General features: G+C 58.5%; 20 protein-coding genes and 2 pseudogenes. 13 read left to right on the top strand and 9 right to left on the bottom strand.

Going from position 1 to position 23,276, the window contains the following annotated elements; translation table 11 throughout:
• The first annotated feature begins 13 nt into the window (after positions 1 to 13).
• The 8 genes from trkA (at position 14) to HH303_RS15890 (ending at position 9,199) form a co-directional block, all read left to right on the top strand.
• Positions 14 to 1,390: a Trk system potassium transporter TrkA gene (gene trkA, locus HH303_RS15925; protein ID WP_169626386.1), complete on the top strand. Its 1,377-nt coding sequence runs from the start codon at positions 14 to 16 to the stop codon at positions 1,388 to 1,390.
• Between the two features lie 3 nt (positions 1,391 to 1,393).
• Positions 1,394 to 2,065, top strand: a complete 672-nt coding sequence (locus tag HH303_RS15920) for an HAD family hydrolase (RefSeq protein ID WP_169626385.1) — start codon at positions 1,394 to 1,396, stop codon at positions 2,063 to 2,065.
• 176 nt (positions 2,066 to 2,241) lie between these two features.
• A complete protein-coding gene (hfq, locus tag HH303_RS15915) occupies positions 2,242 to 2,493 on the top strand; it encodes an RNA chaperone Hfq (protein WP_169626384.1) in 252 nt (83 codons plus the stop codon).
• Positions 2,494 to 2,499: 6 nt separating this feature from the next.
• Positions 2,500 to 3,861 carry a GTPase HflX gene (hflX, locus tag HH303_RS15910; RefSeq protein WP_169626383.1) on the top strand — a complete coding sequence of 454 codons (1,362 nt, stop codon included), beginning with the start codon at positions 2,500 to 2,502 and terminating at the stop codon, positions 3,859 to 3,861.
• A gap of 160 nt (positions 3,862 to 4,021) precedes the next feature.
• Positions 4,022 to 4,309 (top strand): co-chaperone GroES, encoded by a 288-nt coding sequence (groES, locus tag HH303_RS15905; protein WP_169626382.1) that lies wholly within the window; start codon positions 4,022 to 4,024, stop codon positions 4,307 to 4,309.
• 98 nt (positions 4,310 to 4,407) lie between these two features.
• The gene (groL, locus tag HH303_RS15900) at positions 4,408 to 6,054 is read left to right on the top strand and encodes a chaperonin GroEL (RefSeq protein WP_169626381.1); all 1,647 of its coding nucleotides are present in this window, start codon (positions 4,408 to 4,410) and stop codon (positions 6,052 to 6,054) included.
• 91 nt (positions 6,055 to 6,145) lie between these two features.
• A complete protein-coding gene (locus tag HH303_RS15895; RefSeq protein ID WP_169626380.1) occupies positions 6,146 to 6,952 on the top strand; it encodes an inositol monophosphatase family protein in 807 nt (268 codons plus the stop codon).
• Between the two features lie 162 nt (positions 6,953 to 7,114).
• Positions 7,115 to 9,199: a methyl-accepting chemotaxis protein gene (locus HH303_RS15890; RefSeq protein ID WP_169626379.1), complete on the top strand. Its 2,085-nt coding sequence runs from the start codon at positions 7,115 to 7,117 to the stop codon at positions 9,197 to 9,199.
• Positions 9,200 to 9,278: 79 nt separating this feature from the next.
• On the opposite strand, the gene HH303_RS15885 is transcribed toward HH303_RS15890, so the two are convergent.
• Positions 9,279 to 10,925 (bottom strand): pentapeptide repeat-containing protein, encoded by a 1,647-nt coding sequence (locus HH303_RS15885; RefSeq protein WP_169626378.1) that lies wholly within the window; start codon positions 10,923 to 10,925, stop codon positions 9,279 to 9,281.
• A gap of 89 nt (positions 10,926 to 11,014) precedes the next feature.
• Entirely contained in the window at positions 11,015 to 12,661 is a 1,647-nt protein-coding gene (locus HH303_RS15880) for an adenylate/guanylate cyclase domain-containing protein (RefSeq protein WP_169626377.1), read from the bottom strand.
• A 104-nt stretch (positions 12,662 to 12,765) separates the two neighbouring features.
• Here HH303_RS15880 and HH303_RS15875 point away from each other — a divergent pair, with 104 nt between their 5' ends.
• Entirely contained in the window at positions 12,766 to 13,113 is a 348-nt protein-coding gene (locus HH303_RS15875) for an ArsC family reductase (protein ID WP_169626376.1), read from the top strand.
• A 120-nt stretch (positions 13,114 to 13,233) separates the two neighbouring features.
• Positions 13,234 to 14,046: pseudogene (locus HH303_RS15870) on the top strand (IS1595 family transposase); the annotation flags it as partial.
• A 155-nt stretch (positions 14,047 to 14,201) separates the two neighbouring features.
• Here the strand turns inward: HH303_RS15870 and HH303_RS15865 are convergent.
• Entirely contained in the window at positions 14,202 to 15,110 is a 909-nt protein-coding gene (locus HH303_RS15865) for a hypothetical protein (protein ID WP_169626374.1), read from the bottom strand.
• Positions 15,111 to 15,223: 113 nt separating this feature from the next.
• On the opposite strand from HH303_RS15865, the gene HH303_RS15860 reads away from it, so the two are divergent.
• Positions 15,224 to 15,553, top strand: coding sequence for a hypothetical protein (locus HH303_RS15860; RefSeq protein ID WP_169626373.1), 330 nt, complete (start codon positions 15,224 to 15,226; stop codon positions 15,551 to 15,553).
• 208 nt (positions 15,554 to 15,761) lie between these two features.
• On the opposite strand, the gene HH303_RS15855 is transcribed toward HH303_RS15860, so the two are convergent.
• Positions 15,762 to 16,100 (bottom strand): NIPSNAP family protein, encoded by a 339-nt coding sequence (locus tag HH303_RS15855; protein WP_169626372.1) that lies wholly within the window; start codon positions 16,098 to 16,100, stop codon positions 15,762 to 15,764.
• Positions 16,101 to 16,205: 105 nt separating this feature from the next.
• On the opposite strand from HH303_RS15855, the gene HH303_RS15850 reads away from it, so the two are divergent.
• Positions 16,206 to 17,036 (top strand): PhzF family phenazine biosynthesis protein, encoded by an 831-nt coding sequence (locus HH303_RS15850; RefSeq protein WP_169626371.1) that lies wholly within the window; start codon positions 16,206 to 16,208, stop codon positions 17,034 to 17,036.
• Between the two features lie 88 nt (positions 17,037 to 17,124).
• Positions 17,125 to 17,925 (top strand): nucleoside triphosphate pyrophosphohydrolase, encoded by an 801-nt coding sequence (gene mazG / locus HH303_RS15845; RefSeq protein WP_169626370.1) that lies wholly within the window; start codon positions 17,125 to 17,127, stop codon positions 17,923 to 17,925.
• Between the two features lie 51 nt (positions 17,926 to 17,976).
• On the opposite strand, the gene HH303_RS15840 is transcribed toward mazG, so the two are convergent.
• The 5 genes and pseudogenes from HH303_RS15840 to metG all read right to left on the bottom strand — a co-directional run bounded on the left by HH303_RS15840 (position 17,977) and on the right by metG (position 23,247).
• Positions 17,977 to 19,179, bottom strand: coding sequence for an adenylate/guanylate cyclase domain-containing protein (locus HH303_RS15840; RefSeq protein WP_169626369.1), 1,203 nt, complete (start codon positions 19,177 to 19,179; stop codon positions 17,977 to 17,979).
• 53 nt (positions 19,180 to 19,232) lie between these two features.
• Positions 19,233 to 20,111 (bottom strand): annotated as a pseudogene (locus tag HH303_RS20360) (NAD(P)-dependent oxidoreductase); the annotation flags it as partial.
• A gap of 18 nt (positions 20,112 to 20,129) precedes the next feature.
• Positions 20,130 to 20,789 (bottom strand): MBL fold metallo-hydrolase, encoded by a 660-nt coding sequence (locus HH303_RS15830; protein ID WP_227421872.1) that lies wholly within the window; start codon positions 20,787 to 20,789, stop codon positions 20,130 to 20,132.
• 95 nt (positions 20,790 to 20,884) lie between these two features.
• Positions 20,885 to 21,679 (bottom strand): TatD family hydrolase, encoded by a 795-nt coding sequence (locus HH303_RS15825; RefSeq protein ID WP_169626366.1) that lies wholly within the window; start codon positions 21,677 to 21,679, stop codon positions 20,885 to 20,887.
• The gene (metG, locus tag HH303_RS15820) at positions 21,679 to 23,247 is read right to left on the bottom strand and encodes a methionine--tRNA ligase (RefSeq protein ID WP_169626365.1); all 1,569 of its coding nucleotides are present in this window, start codon (positions 23,245 to 23,247) and stop codon (positions 21,679 to 21,681) included. The genes HH303_RS15825 and metG overlap by 1 nt, the downstream gene beginning before the upstream one ends.
• Between the last annotated feature and the right edge of the window lie 29 nt (positions 23,248 to 23,276).

Below are 23,276 nucleotides of genomic sequence, written 5' to 3'. Positions count from 1 at the left end.
AGGAGACGATGTCATGAAAGTGGTGATCTGCGGGGCCGGACAGGTCGGTTTCCATATCGCGCGCTATCTGTCGGGCGAGGATAACGACGTCACCGTCGTCGACCAATCGCCGGAACTGATCGGCAAGATCAACGACCAGTTGGACGTTCAGGCCTTTGTCGGTCATGCCTCCCATCCCGACGTGCTGGAACGGGCAGGGGCCGCCGACGCCAATATGCTGATTGCGGTCACCTTCGCCGACGAAGTGAACATGATCGCCTGCCAGGTCGCGCATTCCCTGTTCAACGTGCCGACCAAGATCGCCCGTATCCGGCAGCAAAGCTACCTGAACCCGCTATGGGCCAATCTGTTCGCCCGCGATCAATTGCCGATCGACGTCATCATTTCCCCGGAAATCGAAGTGGCGCGCGCCATCGCCCGACGTATCCGTGCGCCCGGCGCCTTCGACATGATCCGAATGGGGGATGACCGGGTCCGCGTCGTCGGCGTCCGCTGCAATGAAAACTGCCCGGTCATTCATACACCGCTGCGTCAGCTGACATCGCTGTTCCCGGACCTGAACATCACGGTCATGGCGATTTTCCGCAACGAATCCATGCTGATCCCGTCATCGGATGACCAGATGCTGCCGGGGGACGAGGTCTACTTCATCGCCGAAACCAGCCATGTTCCGCGCGCCATGGCGGTGTTCGGACATGAAGAAAAGGAAGCCCGCCGCATTCTTGTGGTCGGCGGCGGCAATATCGGCACGACCCTGGCCGGGGAACTGGACGGCAGTTCCGACGGCTATTCGGCGAAGATCGTCGAAATGGACAAGGCCCGCGCCCGTCAGGTGGCCGAGGTTCTGCCCACGACCGTCGTCATTCAGGGGGACGCCCTGGACCAGGAAATCCTGGAAGAGGCCGGTATCCGGAATACGGAAGCCGTGGTCGCGGTCACCGACGACGACGAAACCAACATTCTTTGCTCGCTATTGTGCAAGCGCTATGGCGTCGATCGAGCGATCACCCTGGTCAACAAGAACTCCTATGGGCCGCTGATCACGACCCTGGGCATCGACGTCGTCGTGTCGCCGCGAGAAATCACCGCCTCGACCATCCTTCAACATGTCCGGCGCGGTCGTATCCGGCAGGTGCACAGCCTGCGCGACGGCTTCGCGGAACTGATCGAAGCGGAGGCGATGGAAACGTCCAGCCTTGTCGGGGAACCGCTTAAGGACGCGAATTTCCCGAACGGCGTCATCGTCGGTGCCATTATTCGCGGGGAGGAAGTCATCATCCCCAGACCGGATACCGTGGTCCGCGCAAAGGACCGCGTCGTCCTTCTCGCAGCGGCACAAGCCGTTAAGAAAATGGAAAAGATGTTCGCCGTAAGGCTTGAGTATTTTTAATAAATGTCCGAATCACCGATTCTCATTCCGCCGATCACCGTCGTTTATGATTGGGACAATACCCTGGTAGATACCTGGCCGGTCATCCATGCCGCGATGAACCATCTGTTCCGCTATATGGACATGCCGGAATGGCGGCTGGAAGAGACAAAGGCGCGCGTCCGCAAATCGATGCGCGACACCTTCCCCGAGATGTTCGGCAACCGCTGGGAAGAAGCCCGCGACGAGTTCTATTCCGCATTCGAAGCCCTGCATCTCGACGCGCTGAAGCCCTTGGACGGCGCGGAGGCCTTGCTGTCGTCCCTCACGGATAGCGGCGTTCCGCAAAGCGTGGTGTCCAACAAGCAGGGACCGTTCCTTCGCAAAGAGGCGGGGCATCTGAACTGGGATCGGCATTTCCACGCCCTGGTCGGCGCCGGCGACGCCCCCCGCGACAAACCGGCCCCGGATCCGATCTTGCTGGCCCTGTCCGGGCTGGACGTCACGCCGGGTCCCGCCGTCTATTTCGTGGGAGATTCGAGCGTCGATATGGAAATCGCCCATGCAACGGGCCTGACGCCGATCCTGATTCATCCCGAACCGGATTTCCCCGGCGAATTTGCGCAATTTCCTCCGGCGCGGCATTTTAGCAGTCTTGCCGCCTTTAAAGATTTTTTAACGGCGCAACGTGTATGACCGTGATAGGCTTTTTGCCGTAAATGCATGCTTCTGTGACGGAGATGCATCGGTAAGGAGGTCTTCTTTCGCCCGACCAACGCCGGGGCTTGCGCGGCGTCGCGGAATTCGACAGAAGAGGGCAACCTTATTCGGGGACGAATAACAACAACATTGCCAAACGGAAGGGGGCATAAATGTCGTCCGACAAGAACCAGAACCTCCAAGATACCTTTCTCAATAACCTGCGGAAGAACAAACTTCCCGTAACGGTCTTCCTCGTGAACGGCGTGAAACTCCAGGGCATCGTGACCTGGTTCGACAATTTCTGCGTTCTGCTGCGCCGCGATGCGCATTCGCAGCTTGTCTACAAACACGCGATTTCGACCGTGATGCCGGCGACACCGATCCAGCTGTTTGAGCCGGGTGAAAGCGGCGAGGAAAGCTGATCCGATTTGAGTGACCCCCGCTATCGCGCCCAGGATCGGGGCTGGTCGGAGACCGGCGCCCGACGGGCCGCTGTTATCTATCCGGAAATCCCCGGTGTTACGCAGAAACACCGGAACCCCGATGCGCGCCTGGAAGAAGCCGTCGGCCTTGCCGCCGCGATCGAGTTGGACGTCGTGCATGCGGAAGCGGTGCGGCTGAACAAGCCGGTTCCCGCGACCCTGCTGGGCGGCGGTGTCGTGGAACGCCTGCACGGCATCTGCGAAGCGATGGAAATTGAGGTCCTGATCGTCGATGCCGCCCTGTCGCCGGTGCAGCAGCGCAACCTGGAAAAGGCGATCGACACGAAGGTGATCGACCGGACAGGCCTGATCCTAGAAATTTTCGGCGCGCGGGCGCGCACTCATGAAGGCCGGTTGCAGGTCGAACTGGCGGCATTGACCTTTCAAAGGTCCCGCCTTGTCCGTAGTTGGACCCACCTGGAACGGCAGCGCGGCGGGCTGGGATTCATCGGTGGCCCCGGGGAAAGCCAGATCGAAATTGACCGTCGCTTGATCGACGAACGCATCGTGCGCCTGAAAAAGGAACTGGAGCAGGTCGCAAGGACACGCGGTTTGCACCGCAAGGCGCGCGAGAAGGTGCCGTATCCGGTTGTTTCCCTGGTCGGCTACACCAACGCCGGAAAATCGACACTGTTCAACCGCCTGACCGATGCAGAGGTTCTGGCGAAGGATATGCTGTTCGCGACCCTGGACCCGACCATGCGTAAGTTGGACCTGCCATCCGGGCGCACGGCGATCCTGTCCGATACGGTGGGGTTCATTTCCGATCTGCCGACCGATCTGGTCGCTGCCTTCCGGGCGACGCTGGAGGAAGTGCGGTCCGCCCGCGTGCTGGTCCATGTCCGCGATATTTCGGCCGTGGATAGCGACGTCGAAAAGCAGGATGTCGAACAGGTGCTGGGGTCGCTGGACATCGATAGCGACACCGTCCTGTTGGAAGCCTGGAACAAAATCGACAATCTGGACCCGGACGCCCGCGCCGAGGTTCTGGCCCGAGCGGATCTGAGTCGCCGCAGCGAGGGGGAAACCCCGTCCTATGCGATTTCCGCGCTGTCCGGGGAGGGATTCGCCGGCCTTCTTGCCGCGATCGACGATGCATTGTCCCGTTTCCGGACGGAAGCCACACTCGATATGCCAAGCGATGACGGGGCGGCCCTGGCGTGGCTGCATCGTAACGGCGATGTCCTGAACGAAGTCTTTGATGACGACCGCGCGACAGTTCACGTTTCGATGGATGCGGCGGATTGGGCGCGGTTCTCGCAGCGTTTCGGCTATGAACCGGACGCAGCGACATCAGAAAAGTCCTAGGAAAAATAAGCGAATTTCGGGGCCGTCCATTGACATTCCCCAAAGAGTTCGTATATGCCCTGGCACTCAAGTGAGGGGAGTGCTAACACTTCCGCTCGTCCGGCGGCGCGGGAACAGCCCATCCGCACGAAATCAATTTGAAGGCTAAAGGGGAACAACCATGAAATTCCGGCCTCTGCACGATCGCGTCCTTGTGAAGCGCGTTGAAAGCGAGACCAAGACTGCTTCCGGGATCATCATTCCGGATACGGCTCAGGAAAAGCCGATGCAGGGCAAGGTCATCTCGGTCGGCTCCGGCACCGTTAAGGAAGACGGCTCGGTCAAGGCGCTGGACGTCAAAAAGGGCGACACCGTCCTGTTCGGCAAATGGTCCGGCACCGAAGTCAAGATCGACGGCGAAGACCTGTTGATCATGAAAGAGTCCGACATCATGGGGATCATCGAATAAGCCATTGGACGATAGCGGGCGACGAAGATCACTTCGGCGCCTTTTGTCTATTCGGCAATTCGATATCAAACGAAATCTAATTTAAGGAGTTCAAGGCAATGGCAGCCAAGGACGTGAAATTCGGTACGGACGCCCGTGCCAAGATGCTGAAAGGCGTCGACACCCTGGCCGATGCGGTCAAGGTCACCCTGGGTCCGAAGGGCCGCAACGTCGTCATCGACAAATCCTTCGGTGCCCCGCGCATCACGAAGGACGGCGTTTCCGTCGCCAAGGAAATCGAGCTGAGCGATAAGTTCGAAAACATGGGCGCCCAGATGGTCCGGGAAGTCGCTTCCAAGACCAACGACATGGCCGGTGACGGCACGACCACCGCGACGGTTCTGGCCCAGGCCATCGTTCGCGAAGGTGCGAAGGCGGTTGCCGCCGGCATGAACCCGATGGATCTGAAGCGCGGCATCGACCTCGCCGTCGAAACCGTCGTCGCCGACATCCAGAAGCGTGCGAAGAAGATCAAGACCTCCGACGAAGTCGCCCAGGTCGGCACGATCTCCGCGAACGGCGACCGCGAAGTCGGCGAAATGATCGCCGCCGCCATGCAGAAGGTCGGCAATGAAGGCGTCATCACGGTTGAGGAAGCCAAGGGCCTGACCACTGAACTGGACGTCGTCGAAGGCATGCAGTTCGACCGCGGTTACCTGTCCCCGTATTTCGTCACGAATCCGGAAAAGATGATCGCGGATCTCGAAAACCCGATGATCCTGCTGCACGAAAAGAAACTGTCCAACCTGCAAGCCATGCTGCCGGTTCTGGAACAGGTCGTGCAGAGCGGCCGTCCGCTGCTGATCATCGCCGAAGACGTCGAAGGCGAAGCGCTGGCGACCCTGGTCGTCAACAAGCTGCGTGGCGGCCTGAAGGTCGCGGCCGTCAAGGCGCCCGGCTTCGGCGACCGCCGCAAGGCCATGCTGGAAGACATCGCCATCCTGACGGGCGGCACGGTGATTTCCGAAGACACCGGCATCAAGCTGGAAAGCGTCACGCTGCAGATGCTGGGTGAAGCCAAGAACGTCACGATCACCAAGGACGAAACCACGATCGTCGACGGCGCCGGCAAGAAGAAGGAAATCGAAGGCCGCTGCGCGCAAATCCGCCAGCAGGTCGAAGCCACGTCTTCCGATTACGACCGTGAAAAGCTGCAGGAACGTCTGGCGAAGCTCGCCGGCGGCGTTGCGGTGATCCGCGTCGGCGGTGCGACCGAAATCGAAGTGAAAGAAAAGAAAGACCGTGTCGACGACGCCATGCACGCCACGCGCGCTGCCGTCGAAGAAGGCATCGTCCCGGGCGGCGGTACGGCTCTGCTCTACGCCGTGAGGGCGCTGAAGAAGCTGGAAGGCGCCAATCACGACCAGACGGTCGGTGTGGACATCGTCCGTCGCGCGCTGACCACCCCGGCGCGTCAGATCGCCGACAACGCCGGTGAAGACGGCGCGGTCATCGTCGGCAAGATGCTGGAATCGAAAGACGCCAACTGGGGCTTCGACGCGCAGAACGGCGAATTCGTCGATCTGGTCAAGTCCGGCATCATCGACCCGGCGAAGGTTGTCCGTTCGGCTCTGCAGGACGCGGCCTCGGTCGCCGGCCTGCTGGTCACGACGGAAGCCATGATCGCCGACAAGCCGGAACCGAAGGGTTCCGCCCCGGCCATGCCCGACATGGGCGGCATGGGCGGCATGGGCGGCATGATGTAATCAGCCGTCCGGCTTACCGGATTAATGGAGAAGGCCGTCGGGGCGACCCGGCGGCCTTTTTCTTTTCGCGAATTAGGCTACCTTTACCGTCATGATTTCAGACCCGTCCAAAGTCACCGACCTGATGCGCCGCGCGGCCGTGGATATCGTCCTGCCGCGTTTCGAGAGCCTGAAATCCCACGAGATCATTGAGAAGGCGCCGGGCGATCTGGTCACCGTCGCGGATTTGGAGTCCGAGCATTTCCTGACGCAGGAATTGCCGAAACTTCTGCCCGGCTCCCTGGTCGTGGGGGAGGAGGCGCATGCCAAGAACCCCGAAATCCTGCGCCGATTTGAGGAACCGAACCCGATCTGGGTGATCGACCCTGTCGACGGCACCAAGAATTTCACCAAAGGCAGCAAGACCTTCTGCATGATCGTGGCGCTTGTCGTCGGCAACCGGCCGATGATGGGCTGGATTCACGATCCGCTGAAAAACGTCACGGCCTTTGCCAAGGAAGGCGAGGGGGCGTGGCTGGAAGGCGCGCGCCTGACCGTTCCCGCGCCGCCGCCGGAGTCCGACATGATCGGCATGCTGGATTCCCGGTTTTTCGAAGAACCGCGCCCGGCGGAAGTCCGGGCACAGGCGAAGGCCCGCTTCGGAAAACTGGGCTCGCTGTCCTGCGCGGGTCAGGACTTGCTGGCGCAGGCGAAGGGGGAACGGCATTTTTCATTCTACCGCCGTCTCTGGCCCTGGGACCATGCGGCGGGCACGTTGATCCTGCGGGAAGCGGGTGGTGTGGTCGAACGGTTCGATGGCGGCCTGTATCGCGCGGGAGACAGGGTACACGGCCTCCTGACCGCACCGGCCCTCGACACATGGCGCGATATCCGGGATTTTCTGAAAGGCCGCCACTAGAAACGCGGTAATCGCCTTTGGTGTCTTTAAACCTTCATCGTGTTTCTCAATGTAATTGTCGGCTTCCACCCAAAAAGTAGGACATCGTTAATAATTAGCGAGCTTAATAGAGGCACGCAGGCGGTTGCCTATTGGGTGGAATATTCCGGAGCCATACAAATCATGAAGAACTTGTCGCTCGGCGCAAAAATGTCGGTAGTTTGCGGCGTGATCGTCGCGATCCTTTTAGGGGCCGGTATTTTCGTTCAAACCAGCTATGTCGGGAATGTCGTTCACGACGAAGCGGCCGAACAGGCGCAGGCAATCGCCGATGCGCAGGCGGAGCAGGTCAGCAACTTCCTCAACCAATTAATGAAGGTTTCCGAAATTACGGCGAACAGTGTCTACGGTTTAATGGAGGCCGGAAACCAAAACCGCGACGACTATATCGCGATCCTGAAGGCATCCATGGATCGGTCGGATGAGTTGAACGGCCTCTGGTTCGGATTCGAACCCAATGCCTTTGACGGCAAGGACGCGGATTACGTCCAACCGAATGATGACGGGCCGTATTACAAGGCCAACGGCCGCTTCGTTCCGTATTTCTACAATTTCTATGACGGCAACGGCGTTGTCCCGTCACTGCTGACCTCCCTGGAAGCCGATAATCCGTCCGCCGGTTATTATCAGATCCCGTTTCAAAGCAAGAAGCCGTCGGTCCTCGACCCGATCGCCTATGACAGCATCATCGAAGGACAGATCATCACGCTTGTATCGTCCGCAATCCCGTTGATGAAGGACGGAAAGGCGATCGGCGTGGTGGGTGCGGATATCGACCTGACCGACCTGTCGCAGGAATTCGAAAAGCTGAAGCCGCTGGGCACCGGATCGGTGCGCATGATCACCAATTCCGGCGTCTGGGTGACGCATTCCAACACGGATATGATCGGCAAGCCCCTGGGTGAAGCGGAACCCTTCTTCGCGACGGTGAAGGGCAGGATCGCCAAGGGCGAATCCTGGCTGGAAGAATCCGACGGCATGCTGCACGTCTTCTCCCCGGTCAATGTCATCCTGAACGACAAGCCCTGGTCGGTCGTCGTCTCCGTCCCGCTGGAAACCATCAATGCGAGCGCGGACCGCGTGCGTACCACGGCGCTGATCGGCGGCATCGTCATCATCGTCATCGTCTGCGTGGTGCTGTTCTTCTCCGGCAAGATCATGGTCGGCGGCCCGCTGTCGCAGAGCATCGCCGCCATCGCCACCATGCAATCCGGCGACTATGCAAAGGAAGTGCCGGACCGGGAGCGCGGCGACGAGGTCGGCGCCATCAACACGGCCCTGGAGGAATTCCGGGGATCGGCCCTGCGCATGCAGGAATTGGAACGACAAAGCCGCGAGGCCGAAGAACGCGCCAGTAACGAACGGGCGGAAGCGCGCCGCAAGATGGCGGACGACTTCGAATCCTCCGTCGGCGCGATCATCAAGGTGGTCAGCGAGGCCGCCGCGAATATGAACCGCTCCGCCACCGCCATGCAGGGCACGGCGGACGATACCTCGCAAAAGGCGACCAGCGTTGCCGCGGCGGCGGAAGAAGCCTCCGTCAACGTGAACACGGTGGCCAGCTCGACCGAGGAACTCTCGGCCTCCGTCCGCGAGATTTCCGAACAGGTCAACCGTTCCGCCAGCATCGCCAACGAGGCGGTGGACGAGGCGGAAGAGGCCAACACCATGGTGCGCGGCCTTGCCGACGCGGCGGGCCGGATCAACGAAATCGTCGACCTGATCAACGATATCGCCGAACAGACCAACCTGCTGGCCCTCAACGCGACCATCGAGGCCGCGCGGGCAGGGGATGCGGGCAAGGGCTTCGCCGTCGTCGCGAACGAGGTGAAATCCCTCGCCACCCAGACCGCCCGGGCGACCGAGGAAATCGTGCAGCAGATCGGCAGCGTCCAGACGGAAACCAAACGCTCCGTCGACGCAATCCAGCATATCGCCCAGACGATCGCGAGCATTCAGAGCAGCTCGACCACCATCGCCGCCGCCATCGAGGAACAGCAGGCCGCGACCTCCGAAATCTCCAACAGCGTCCAGCAGGCCGCGTCGGGGACGCAGGAAGTCGCCAGCAACGTCGTCGGCATGCAGCAAACGGCCGTCTCCGCCGGGGACGCCGCCAGCTTGGTCCGCTCGGCCTCCGAAGACTTGGCCGTGCAGGCGCAGGAATTGGAAAGCCAGGTGCACAGCTTCCTGACCCAACTCCGCGCCTAACCGCTCCAACGAACTCCGTCAGGAGGGCAGGCATCGGGCTCGCCGGCAGAACGCCAGGCGGGCCCGTTGTTTTTGGGGATCAGCGAATACGGAATCGATTGCGCAAGGCGAGACCGATCAGAAACACAAAAACCGCCCCCAGGACGGATTGTATCCCGCTCATCAGACCAAACCAGGGAACCGGAAAATCCGTCAGGAAGGTCCCGAAAAACTCCCGCCGCATCCCGAACAACCCGCCCAGGCTCGCGGCGCTGAATCCAAGGGCCTGGAGCGGCCCGACGGCATCCCCCGAACCGCCGCGATAGATCACGGCGCAAAGGTACCAAAGCGCGACAAGCCACAAGGCCGGACGCCGCAATCCCTGCCCATAATCGGACAGCACCGCATATATCCGAATGGGAATGCTCTGCCAGAACCCAAGTTCGACCTGTTTCGCGCGCAATTCCCGTGCAAAGAACTCCAGTTCCTTCTCATGGTTCTGGATCGCATTCATCCGCAGTCGCAAATGCGCATAGGCATCGGCCATTTCACCGGCGGCTTTAGGGGAATTCGGCGTTCGCGGCCAGGAAACGCCGCGCCACGTCGTTCGCTGGTGCAAATCCGCTCCCGCAAAGACGGGGACTAGCGTTTCAAACTTACAACCGTCGAAAGCTGTTTTTGCCAAAAACACACGGTTTGTAAAATCCGCTACCGACCTGAAATGTACGTCAACGAAACTTGTCTCTCCTGCGCACTCTCTTCGCGCAGAAGTGGAGATACCTGCCGAAGACGATACTCGTTCTTCAAACCGTGCTTCAAACGGGTCGCTGAATTGGGCTCTCGATCCAGTGATTGTACTTCCGCTCATATTGTCTGTCTCGCTGACAGCTTTCGGTGCACCGCAGAAAATGGCCTTGCCATTAAATGCAACCCCTTCGAAATTGGCGTCGCGCAGAAACGCAGCCTCTCGGAAATCAGCATAGCAATCAGCATAGCCTCCAAAAGTGGCATCCCTAAAAATGGTGTAACCTTTAAACACGGACCTATAGAAAATTGCCTCGTCGCCTAGGCATTTGGTCATGCGGAAATCAGTATAGCTGTGAAACGAGGTTTCGCGGAAATCCACATCTTCGAAAAACAGCGCTTGATTGAAGCCAGAAGTGTCCAGAAATGCCGCCTCACGAAAAACCGAGAGTCCTTGGAAATATGCCTCATTGAAACTGGTTGGTTTTCGGAAAGAGGCCGAGTGAAAAGTTGAGTAGCCGAAAAAAATAGCGGCGTAGAAACTGGTGTTCCCCATAAATAAGGATTCCGAAAAAACAGCTGCATCTCGAAAGATAGCCAAAGAAAATGAGGTGTAACCATTAAATAAAGCGTTTTTAGCGTGTACTGATTGGCAAAACAAATAACCATTGAAAAGTGAATTGTTCGGAAATTCTGTCTCAGACCAATTGATCTCAGTGTTCGGATCGGGTGCTTTCAGCTCCATTAGACGAGTGGATATGGCTTCTCGGTCAGAATCGGTTAAAGGGCCGACTTCATCACTGGAGAGACTACCCTTTTGGAGCAAATAAAATCGGCTGCTTTCAGACAGAGATTGAGCCATCCAACGATTCCAGACTAGTCGGTTCTTTGCTGCAAGTTTATTATTAAACACCCCATCCACCGGCTGTTCCCCATGCACGGTGGCGAGGCGGTACCAGGGGTTTTCGTTGGCGGGGATGCGCTTTGGGGGAGCGTCGGTCATGCGATTGCCGGTCTTGGGAAATTTCTCCGGCAGGTAGTGTGCGGCGGTTTGCGCGGGACGGCAAGAACCGGCGTCAGGCGGGCAGGGTGTTAGGCGGGGAGGGCGTCCCGGTTGGGGATCAGATAGATGTCGACCGGTTCGTCGCGGCCCCGGACCGGTATGCTGGCGGGGTCGAAGCCTGCGGTGTTCAGGCTGGCCGTCTTGGCGGTTTCGCGGGACAGGATGATCGGCACCCCGTTCTGTTTCGTCAGGGTTTCCAGGCGGGCGGCGATATTGATCGTGTCGCCGATGGCCGATGTGATCTGCGCCTGGGGCGGGCCCATCGCACCGACGATGGCGTCGCCGTGATGGATGCCGATGCCGATTTGCAGCGGGAAGGGCAATTCGCTTTTCAGGGCCTCGTTCAGACTGTCCAACCGGCGCAGCATCGCCACCGCGCCGCGCAGGGCGTCGCGCGCGCCATCCTCCGGCGTGCCGGTCAGGCCGTAGAGCGCCATCAGCCCGTCGCCGTTGAACTGCGCGTAATGGCCGTTGGTTTCCGCCACGGCCTTGGTCATTTCCGAGAAAAACTGGTTCAGGATGAACAGCACGTCATAGGGCAGCTTTTCCTCGCCCAGCTTGGTCGAGCCGCGCATATCGATGAACAGACAGGTGACGCGCTTTTCCTCGCCCTCCAGCCCGCCGAGTTGGCGACCTTCCTTCGCGCCCGCCGTGGGCGGGAGCAGGGGGGTGACGCCCAGATTGCTGGTCGGGCGAATCTGACAGGCCAGCCGAACCCCCTCCAGGGCCTTGATCCTTTCCAGGGCTTTTTTTTCCAACTCGTCCGGCGGGGCCAGAAGCGACGCGCCCTCCAGAATACGCACGCGGCAGGTCGTGCAGCGTCCCCGCCCGCCGCAAACCGCCGCATGCGGCCGACCGGAGGCGCGGATCGCCTCCAGTGCCGTCGCCCCGGCGGGAACCGGCACTTTCCCGCCATCCGGCAGCAACAGAACGACGCGGTTGCCATAGGGCAGGCGGCCCCGCACAAGCCGTGCGGCAAAGGGCGCGGCGGCCAGGACGATCAGGGCCAGCGTCACCGGCCGGAGCAGCGCATAGAGCGGCGCCACCTTTTCCGCCTGAAAATGCGCCTGCAGCAGGATTTGCTGCACCATATGGTCACGGTTGAGTTCGGACAGCAGTTCGAACCCGGCGGAGATATAACCGGCAAGCGCGGTGACCGGGATCACCACGGCGATGAAGATCAGGGTGCGGCGGATGTTTTCGTACCAGGGCTGAACCCGCATCCAGAAATGCAGGCCCAGGCATCCATGCAGCCAAGCCACCACAAGCGCCACGGCCTGAATCGCGCCGCTGGTGGGACTGCCGACCCATAGGGCCGCGACGACATATTGATAATTCGGGTCGATACCGGCGAAATCCTCCGCCACGGCGGTGCCCATGATATGTTCGGCGATCAGCACGGGGATCAGCAATCCGCTGCCGATCTGTCCGGCCTCCCACAGCGACATTTTCAGGGTGCGGCGGCGATAGATCGACCGCAGCGCCAAACCGAAATGGATAAGGAAACTTCCGGCCAGCAGGGCCGATCCCGGCGGGGTCCGCCAGATGCCCAGCAGGATTTTATGGGCGATCGCCAGGGCCTCGAACGAAACCAGTCCGAAGGCGTGGTTGATCAGATGACATGTCAGGAAGGACATCAGCACCAGGCCGGTCGCGGACCTCAATCGAGCGATCATGTCGGGAAAGGTTCCTTCAACGCGGATAGATACTGGTTCTAACGGTGGGAATCCTATCAGATTCCCGTCGAACTTAAATAACTTCGCTTGGAGGCTCTGTCGGTATGACCGGTATCGTCGTTTACGGAATCAAAAGCTGCGACACGATGAAGAAGGCCATGACCTGGCTGAACGATCATGGCGTGGCCTATACGTTTCACGACTACAAGAAACAGGGCGCCGACCCGGATATGGTGAAAGCCGCCATCGCGGAACACGGTTGGGACAAGGTCATCAACCGCGCTGGAACGACGTGGCGTAAGCTCCCGGAAGAGGTTCGGTCATCCATGGGCCCGGACGAAGCCGTCGCCGTGGCAATGGAAAACCCATCCATCATCAAACGCCCGTTGCTGTCCATGAATGGCAAAACCTATCTGGGCTTCAAGCCGGATATATATGAAGCGTTGTTTTAGGAATAGTCGATAAGATGCGGAAATATCGGTGAGATGCGTCTTTCACATCATTATTGGGGTGTATCCCCTTGACATACGGTAGCCTCATTCCCATCTGATATGTAACAGAGGAATGAGGCCATGAAGCAAGCAAACGTCCGTGAGTTCTTTAATCAGTTTCCCAACGATGACGCATGCTTAGAGCATCTTTTTAATGTGCGCTTTGGACAAGGTCATACCTGCCCGAAGTGCCAGCGATCCGCCAAGTGGTACCGTCTCGCATCCGAACAGGCCTATTCCTGCCAGTGGTGCGGCCATCATATCCACCCGATGGTCGGATCCATTTTCGAGAAGTCCCGGACCCCTCTCCAACTCTGGTTTTATGCGATCTTCCTCTTCACCACGTCCAAGCATGGTGTCTCCGGTAAGGAACTGGAGCGCCAGTTGGGCGTCACCTACAAGACGGCGTGGCGCATGGCCGCGCTTATCCGTGAGCATATGGCCGCTATCGACGGCGAAGAGCCTCTAGGTGGCCCTGGTAAGGTCGTGGAGGTCGATGAGACCTTCGTCGGCGGTAAAGCCGAGGGTATGAAGTGGCGCGATCAGAAGACCGTTGTCTTCGGCATGATCGAACGCGGCGGTGACGCCATGCTGTCCGTTGTGCCGGATCAGCGTAAGGTCACGCTCATTCCCAAGATCAAAGATAACGTCCTGCCGGGGTCCGAAGTCCACACCGACGAGTTACAGGCTTACAAGAAATCCCTGCCGATGGATCAGTACACCCACAAGACCGTCAATCACGGTGCCGGTGAATACGCCAAGGAAGACGGCACCAGCACGAACCAGATCGAAAGCTTCTTCAACCACCTCAAGAAGTCCATCGCCGGTACCCATACCAGCGTGTCGTCCAAGCATCTGGAACGCTATGTGAAGGAATTCGAATACCGCTTCAATCGTCGGATGCGGCCCCAGACGATGCTTTCGGAACTGCTTTCCCGGTTCCCGGAGATTTCCGCTTAATCACGGCGTCCAGCTTATCGGTGTCACCCGGAGCATCGTTTTCGTGCTCCTTGATGAACTTCTCTAGGTCGCCGTCTTTGCGGGCTTTCTTAAGCGTCGTCATACAACCTCACCAGATGGCACTCTACAGGGCGTACTTCGTCCCCAACGGTTTCGGAGATCAATATAATATCGCCGCGTAGCGTCCCTCTATTGTACACGTCCTCTAATTTGATCGGGGGAAATACTTTCATGCGAACCCGGTCGCTCGATACTGACGGTATTACCGCAGCCCATCCCCGATTTGCATAGTCTACGTCTTGGGCATGAACTTCTATCAGAACATCTTCCATTGATTCTGATGTCGGTTCCGGCTTAGCGGCCGCGTCCGAAAAGTCCGCTGGGATTTCTGCAACTGTCGACGACGCAACGTCTGTGTTACCAACTTTGACCGCTGCATTTCCCTGCTTTTTGCTTGGCCTAAAGAAGTTCGCTGTTGCACGACCTAAATCCACCAATCGTCGCCCCTTGTATCGTTCCTTTAGAATGGCGCGAATAGCGTCTTCAGATCGCCCTGTGAGGGACGATAGCTCAGAAATCAAACCGTCAAGCTGCTTGGAAACGGACGCCGTTTCTGTCGCCTTCAGATATTTTCGATAAAGAAAATCAGCCCCATAGAATAAGATAACAAGAGTACAAACAGTAACGATCGTGTCGTACTGGTCTGGAATTTGACTTTCGAAAAGTTTCTCGAGCACTTCCGGTATTTCCGTCTCTAACCCGTCTTGAAACCCAACCATAAGACTAACGAAAAAGACCTCTCTGAGAGGGCTTTCTTGCGTAATTGATCTAACCTGCGCTGTTGATGTTTCAACTTTCAGCCCATCGAAGCAGGCTTCCAATAACTGCCCCGCCTCCCGAACCGCAGCGCGCGTACCCATCAACGAAACAATCACATCGTCAATAGAGGATTCGCCGGTGGTTTGATAAATCACCTGGTGCGGCACCCGTATTTCCATGAAACCCCTCCCGTTTTGAGAGAGGCTATCCCCGGTTATCGCGCGGGGTCAATGGAAACTGACGCGTGTACGTGGTATCCTCCGGGTTCATCTACCGGCAGGAGGAGGTGGTTATGGCCTTAGAGGCAAAGGATCGTCGGTATCTCGTTGTGATCCAGCTAGACAGAAGCTCCGATCTGCACCGCGTGGGGCAAGTAGTACCCGCCATACTGGGCATCCTGACGAATGCCGCTCTATCAGCGCCCGAACAAGCTTTTCGGTCGTCAGACGGTCAGTTGTTCGGCTTCCTGCTCAAAAGCCGCTTGAATTCTGGCCAAATCCGCGCGCGCTTTGAAGGCGACACAGCGACCAATCGCGAAGACGGAATTTTCATCATGGAGGCCGGGGAAGACTTCAACGGCATCCATTTCACCCGTGCCTGGACTTGGCTACAGCATCATTGAAGATGCGATCTACCTGACGTTCACGCCAAACCAGTAAACGTGAGGTGAGACGCCACATTACGCGGCGAAGCAAATCCCGCATCTTAATTTCCTCACATTCCTAATGGTTTACGTTAACGTATGCTGTGGGGATAGACCCCTCATTATTTTCCATAATATACATTATCGGGATTAATGTATGGCATGGACTTCCAACTTCAACATGGTGTCAGGCATACCCCTTCCTTAACGCTTCGACACTCTCCTTCGGCATATCGACGACGGTCTTCAGGCTGCTCGTTATTCGGTCGACAATTTCGGTCCGAGGGCCGTTCCTCCATGCGTCGCTTTTATAAAACTCTGCCTGAGATAATTCGAGGTGCCGGAGGTCTCTATAAGATCGGATCAGGTAATACGCGTCCGGATCGTGAATCGATTGACCAAAGGCGACCACGTCCATGCCGACACTCGCGTGCAACGGAACGCTTACCGTCCGCATGATTTCATGGAATTCGGCCCCCGTCCCCGGACGCAATGTATAAAGCAATATCTCGACTGTTTTTGACACTTGGTTTTTCCTACACTTACAGCAGCGGTGAAATGAACGATCTTCGTCGTAGAAAGGTCCGCCGGCGTCGATTGCGTATCAAATTTGAATTTGGTGGATACCCAGATGCATATACAACGCCTAGCGTCCTTCTCAGAAGATAATTTCGGTGGAAACCCCGCTGGCATTTTGATTGCGGACGAACTTCCCACGTCACAGGAAATGCAACGTCTAGCCGCCGAAATCGGTTTCTCGGAAACCGCGTTTGCCATGGCGCAGGACGATGCTTGGCGTGTTCGATACTTTTCACCTGAATCGGAAGTACCCTTCTGCGGGCACGCAACCATCGCACTGGGTGCGGCGCTTGCAATGAAATGCGGTAATGCGGTCTACCGGCTCACACTTAACAACGCCGAAATTACAGTTGAGGGGAGAATCGACGATGGCCGACTTCTCGCAGCGCTGCAATCGCCGCCTACCCGCAGCTCTTCCCCGCCTCCCGAACTAGTGACGGAAATACTCGATCTCTTCGGATACAAACCGGGCGATCTGGATCAGCGAATATCCCCAGCCCTGATTCATGGCGGTGCCGATCATTTTCTATTGGCGCTGAACTCGCGAGATGCCCTCGCGCGCATGAACTACGACTTGGATACCGGACGTTCCCTGATGATCCGGGAAGGATGGATAACGATCATGCTCGTCTATTCGGAAGATATGAAGGTCTTCCACAGCCGCAACGCCTTTGCCTCCGGTGGGGTATTCGAGGACCCCGCAACCGGTGCCGCAACAGCCGCCTTTTGCGGATACCTTAAGAATATCGGTTGGTCGCATGAGGGAACGATAAAATTGATTCAGGGCGAGGATATGGGAATGCGCTCCATCCTATATGCGGAAATTCCGTCACAGCCGGGCAGCTCTATCCGGGTATCGGGAGAAGTCCGGATCATGGAGTAAATCGAAGGGTCGACGGATAGAGCCGAAGCCATATAGGTTGTCCCCCTCTCGTGACCTTACCTATCCAAAACGTCAGGACAGAACTGCCATGAAGGACAAGCGAAATATTGATCGCCTTCTCGATATCATGGCCCAGCTTCGAACACCCGTCTCAGGATGTCCTTGGGACCTGGAACAAAACTTCGCGTCCATCGCGCCCTATACGATCGAGGAAGCCTATGAAGTGGCCGACGCCATCGCACGCAACGATCTGACGGAGTTGCGCGACGAATTGGGCGACCTCCTCCTCCAGGTCGTCTTTCATTCCCGCATGGCCGAAGAAGAAGGCCATTTCGATTTCGAGCAAGTCGCGGGCGCCGTTTCCGACAAGATGATCCGCCGCCACCCGCATGTCTTCGGCGCCGACGGGTCCGACACGCCGGAAAAGGTCAAGATCAGTTGGGAAGCGATCAAGGCGGAAGAACGCGCCACCAAGCAACAGGACGACAGCGCCTTGTCCGGGGTCGCCGTCGCCCTACCCGCCCTGTCCCGCGCCGAAAAGCTCTCGAAACGCGCCGCCCGCGTCGGCTTCACCTGGGCGGAGGCGTCTCAGGTTTTCCGCGACCTCGACGAAGAACTGGACGAGTTACGCGCGGAAATCGATGCCGGCAGCAACCCCGACCGGCTGGAGGACGAACTGGGCGATGTGCTCTTCACCGTCGCCAATCTGGCCCGCATGCTGGATGTCGACCCGGAAAAGGCCCTGCGCCGCACCAACCGCAAGTTCGAAATGCGCTTTCGGGCCATGGAACAGAAATTCAAGGATGGTGGACGTGACCTAAAGGATTGCCGCTTGGACGAAATGGACGCCTGCTGGGACAGCGTTAAAGGTGTGGAAAACGCGTCCTGATCGCCTGCGTAAAGCAACAAGGCGTAAATAGCACCACGGCCTAACTCTGTGCTAAAGCACCAGGGCGTAAATCGGTTGCGGTTCGGACACGCCGCGCAAGCGGTGGCTGCCCATCGGATCCCAGTCGCTGTTATCGACCAGATTGGCGAAGGCGTCGGAGGCCAAAACCGGGCGGTCCAGGGTCTTGGTCAAATCTTCCAGTCGCGCCGTCTCATTTGCACAGGCGCCGATGACAGAGAATTCCAGCCGCTCCGGAACGCCGATATTCCCGAACATGACGTCGCCGACATGCAGGCCCAACCCGAAACGGATCGGTACCAGGTCTTCTTTCGGCAAATTCGCATTGATCCGTTCGACATGGCGGAAGGCATCCCGCGCCGCGGCGACGGCCATACGGCTGGCCCGTTCCGCGCCGCCCGGCCCATTGATCGGGAAGATCGCCAATACTGCATCGCCAATAAACCGCAGAACCTCCCCGCCATGGTCCAGAACGGCCCCGGCGGTACATTCGAAATAGCGGTTCAGGCGTTCGATAAAGAGCTCCGGCGGCATGCGGTCGGCCAGTTCCGTCGACTGACGCATGTCCGAATACCAGACGACCGCCTGAATCTTGTCGTATTCCCCGCGCCGGATGCGGCCGTTCAGCACCCGTTCCCCAGCCTGACTGCCCAGATAGGTCGATGCCAAATTCTGCGCCGTCCCTTCCCGCACCAAGGTCTTCATCGCCACGGCCAGCCGCGGAAAAAGGCGGCGGATCGTCGCGAGACAGCGGTCAGTAAATCCGTCCGGTGCATCGGTGGCGAAGGACGCAATACAGCCGTCCATATTCGCCAAGGCGGTTTCTTCCGGCCATGTGAAGGCCTTCCGCGTGCAATAATAGTCGGTGTAGCCCCGCTCCTTGAATTCCTTCAAGACCGGGAACTGGTTGATCCCTTCCCCCAGTTTAAGACGCGCGCGGATTTCGGGGTTCTCGCCCGGATCCAACACGGCCTTCAAGGGGCTGACCAGCCAAGCCTCGGACGTCGGGCTGCTATAGGCGAAGCGATCGCGGACGAGACCTTCGTCGCGGTTCCAACAAATGGAAAACGCCTTGAACAGAGGATGCAGAAGACCGCAGGCGATTTGCACCCGAACCAGGGGCACACCGCCTTCCGCCATTTTTTCGCATAAGCCTCTTACGAGGCGATCGGCCCGCGTTCCCCGCAGGGTCTCATCGACCAGCCAATCGCTCGCTTCCTGTACCCAATCCGTCATGCGCGCAGACTAGTCCTGAAATCCAAATTGGTCACTTTTATTTCAACCGTATTTCAGTCGTTCGCGAGAAGGTGAACGAGACTGGACGTATCCCAGCGGTTGCCCCCGCGTCCCTGCACCTGGGCATAGAACTGATCGATCAGCGACGTTACCGGCAGGCGCGCACCGTTGTTCTTGGCCTCGCTCAGGCAAATGCCCAAATCCTTGCGCATCCAATCCACCGCGAACCCGAAATCAAACTTTCCGTCGCACATCGTACCGCCGCGATTTTCCATCTGCCAGGAGCCTGCCGCCCCCTTGGAAATCACGTCGATGACTTTTCCCATGTCCAGACCGGCCTTCATGCCGAAATTCATACCTTCCGACAGGCCCTGCAACAGACCCGCGATGCAGATCTGGTTCACCATCTTGGTCAACTGGCCCGCGCCGGACCCGCCCATCAGCTTGCAGGAGCGCGCGAAGGCCGCGATGACCGGTTCCGCCTTGGCATAGGCGCCATCATCCCCGCCGCACATCACTGTCAGAACGCCGTTCTCCGCGCCCGCCTGACCGCCGGAGACCGGCGCATCGATGAAGGAAACACCGATTTCCTGTCCGGTGGCGTAGAGTTCGCGGGCGACATCGGCCGATGCGGTCGTGTGATCGACGAAGATCGCGCCGGAGGACATGCCGGCAAAGGCGCCCTGTTCCCCCAGCACCACGCTGCGCAGGTCGTCGTCATTCCCGACGCAAGACAGGACGAAATCGGCCCCTTCGGCGGCTTCCTTCGGCGTCGCCTTGGCGGTGCCGCCGAATTCAGCGGCCCATTTCTCGGCCTTCGCGGGGGTGCGGTTATAGACGGTGACGTCGTGACCGCCCTTCGTCTTCAGATGACCGGCCATCGGATAGCCCATCACGCCCAGTCCGAGGAATGCTACTTTCGCCATGGCTGTGCTCCCTAAATTTTCGTTTTAGTCAGATAGATCGATTTCCATGCCGTCAAAGGCAGGAACGACCCCGTCCGGTAAGGTCCGGCACAGGGTTCCGTAATCGAGGTCCATATGCAAGTTCGTGAGAACCGCCCTGCCCGGCTTGATCCGCTCAATCCAAGTAAGGGCCCGATCCAGATGCGCATGGCTGGGATGCGGTTTGTAACGTAGGGCATCGACGATCAGCAGTTCTAAACCGTCCAAATCGGCAAACCTCTCTTCCGGTATCTCCGATACATCGGGAAAATAGGCCGCGTTCCCGATACGATAGCCGGTCGCATCGATCACACCATGCTGGACTCGGATCGGGGTGATTGTAACCCCCGCCCTGTCGATCGGTCCCATCAAGGCGTTGGCATCCAGGATCGGCGGGTAATCCTTGATCTGCTGGAAGCAATAGTCGAACCGGGTCGTCAGTTGATCCAGGATATCCGGTTCCGCATAGACGGGAATCCGATGACGGTTGATCAAGGCAAGCGCCCTAAGGTCGTCGATCCCATGCGCCTGATCCGCATGCAAATGAGTGTAGAACACGGAGTCCAAGGCCCGAACTTCCGCCGCGAGAAGCTGTTCGCGCATATCCGGCGCGGTATCGATCAAAATTTGACCTTGGTCCGTGGTCACCAGCAAGGAACACCGCATGCGGCGGTTTTTCGGTTCCGTCGGGTCGCACGCGCCCCAACTGCCCCCTACCCTTGGAACGCCGCCGGACGAACCGCAACCGAGTATCCGGACCTTCATACGGCCTCTTGCGGTCGGGCCGTTTTGGAGAATAGACGGAAAAAGTTATCCGTCGTCGCCTGCGCCAGTTCTTCCGGCGTCACGCCCTTTAGTTCCGCCAATCGCTGCGCCGTGTGCACGACAAAGGCCGGTTCGTTCTGCTTCCCCCGTTTCGGCACGGGGGCGAGGAACGGCGCGTCGGTTTCGACAAGCAGCGCGTCCAACGGCAATCCTTCGACGGTCGCCCGCAGGTCTTCCGCCGTCTTGAAGGTCAGGATCCCGGATATCGAAATCGCCATCCCCATATCGACGCAGCGTTCGGCGAGCCAGCGACTGCTGGTGAAGCAATGGATGACGCCCGGAAAGGCGCCCTTCCCCATTTCATCCTCCAGGATCGCCACCGTGTCCTCGTCCGCTTCCCGCGTATGGACGATCAGCGGCAGGCCGGTTTCGCGCGACGCCTCGATATGCGCCCGGAAACTGGCCTTCTGCGCCTCGCGCGGGCTGTGCTCATAAAAATAGTCCAGGCCCGTTTCGCCGATGCCGACGACCTTCGGATGCTTCGCCAATTCGATCAGGCGCGCCGCGTCGACCGGTGGTTCGCTCTCCGCCTCATGCGGGTGAATACCGACGGAACACCAGACCCGGTCATGCGTTTCCGCAATCTCGCGGATCGTGTCGAATTCGCTCACCTTCGTGCAGATCGTCACCAGGGTACCGATATCCGACCGCATGGCGGCGGCCACGACCTCATCCAGGTCGCGCCCGTCCCGTTTCAGGTAATCCAGGTGGCAGTGGCTGTCGACGAGCATCAATTCGCCTCGTCTTCCTCGACATAGCGCGGGAAAACCGGCTGCGGCTTGGGTAGCTCGGTTCCTGGCACCAGGGCTGCCTCGATATCCGCGAAAGACCGCACGTCTTGCGCTACGGCCAGTTGATCCAACAATTTGGACGCCGAGGCAGGGACCGTGCTTTGCACGTAAATGCCCAGCATGCGGATCACGTCGGCCAGAACATACAACACCGTCGCCATCCGGTCGGGATCGGTCTTCCGCAGAGCCCAGGGCGCCTGCGCATCGACATAGCGGTTGGCGTCGCCGACGACTTTCCATACCGCTTCCAGCATGCGGTGGATTGCCTGGATTTCCATCGCCGTGCGCATTTCGTCCAAGGCGCCCTTGGCGGCACCGATCAGCACGTCGTCATCCGGCGTGAGCGCGCCCGGCGTCGGGACCTTGCCGTCGCAGTTCTTCGCGATCATGGACAGAACGCGCTGGCCCAGATTGCCCAGATCGTTCGCCAGATCGGAATTGATGCGGTTGACCATGCTTTCCTTGGAGAAAGACCCGTCATTGCCGTAGGGAACTTCGCGCATCAGGAAATAGCGAACCTGATCCAGACCGAATTCATCGACCATGGCTTGGGGCGTAATCACGTTGCCCAGGGATTTGGACATTTTCTGCCCTTCGATATTCAGGAAACCGTGCCCGAACACGCGCTTCGGCAAGGGCAGCCCCGCAGACATGAGGAAGGCAGGCCAGTAGATCGTGTGGAAGCGCATGATATCCTTGCCGATGACATGGATATCCGCGGGCCAGAACTTCTTGTAGGTCTCGCTGGATTCGTCCGGGAAGCCGGTCGCGGTGATGTAATTGGTCAGCGCATCCAACCAGACATACATGATGTGCTTGTCGTCGCCCGGAACCGGAATGCCCCAGTCGAAGGTGGTGCGCGATACGGACAGGTCGGTCAGCCCCTGTTTGACGAAGTTCACAACCTCGTTCCGACGGTAATGCGGCAGAATGAAATCGGGATTGGCTTCGTAATGCGCCAACAGCTTGTCGCCGTATTCCGACAGTTTGAAGAAATAGGATTCTTCCTCGACCCATTCGACCTCGGCCCCGGATGGTGCGAACAGCTTGCCTTTCTGATCGCCCTCGCCCTTTGTCAACTCGTCTTCGCCGAAATAGGCCTCGTCGCGCACGGAATACCATCCGGCATATTTGCCCAGATAGATGTCGCCCTTCGCCTGGATGCGCCGCCAGATTTCCTGAACGCTGTCATGGTGGCGCGGTTCCGTGGTTCGAATGAAATCATCATTCGAAATATTAAGAAGATCTGTCATCGCCTTGAATTTAGACGCGATATCGTCGCAGAATTCCTTCGGATCGACGCCGTTCTTCTGGGCCGTCTTCTCCACCTTCTGACCGTGTTCGTCCGTGCCGGTCAGAAACATCACGTCATACCCGTCCAGACGCTTGAACCGCGCGATCACGTCGGTCGAAATCGACTCATAGGCGTGACCCAGATGCGGCGGTCCGTTGACGTAGGAAATCGCCGTGGTGATGTAGAATGTATTCTTCTTGGTTTCTGACGGCATGGCGATCGATCGGGCTCCAAACGGAAAAT

The organism is Pacificispira spongiicola, assembly GCF_012926505.1.
Taxonomy (GTDB): domain Bacteria; phylum Pseudomonadota; class Alphaproteobacteria; order UBA8366; family Aestuariispiraceae; genus Pacificispira; species Pacificispira spongiicola.
This window is presented reverse-complemented; position numbering and strand designations above follow the sequence as displayed.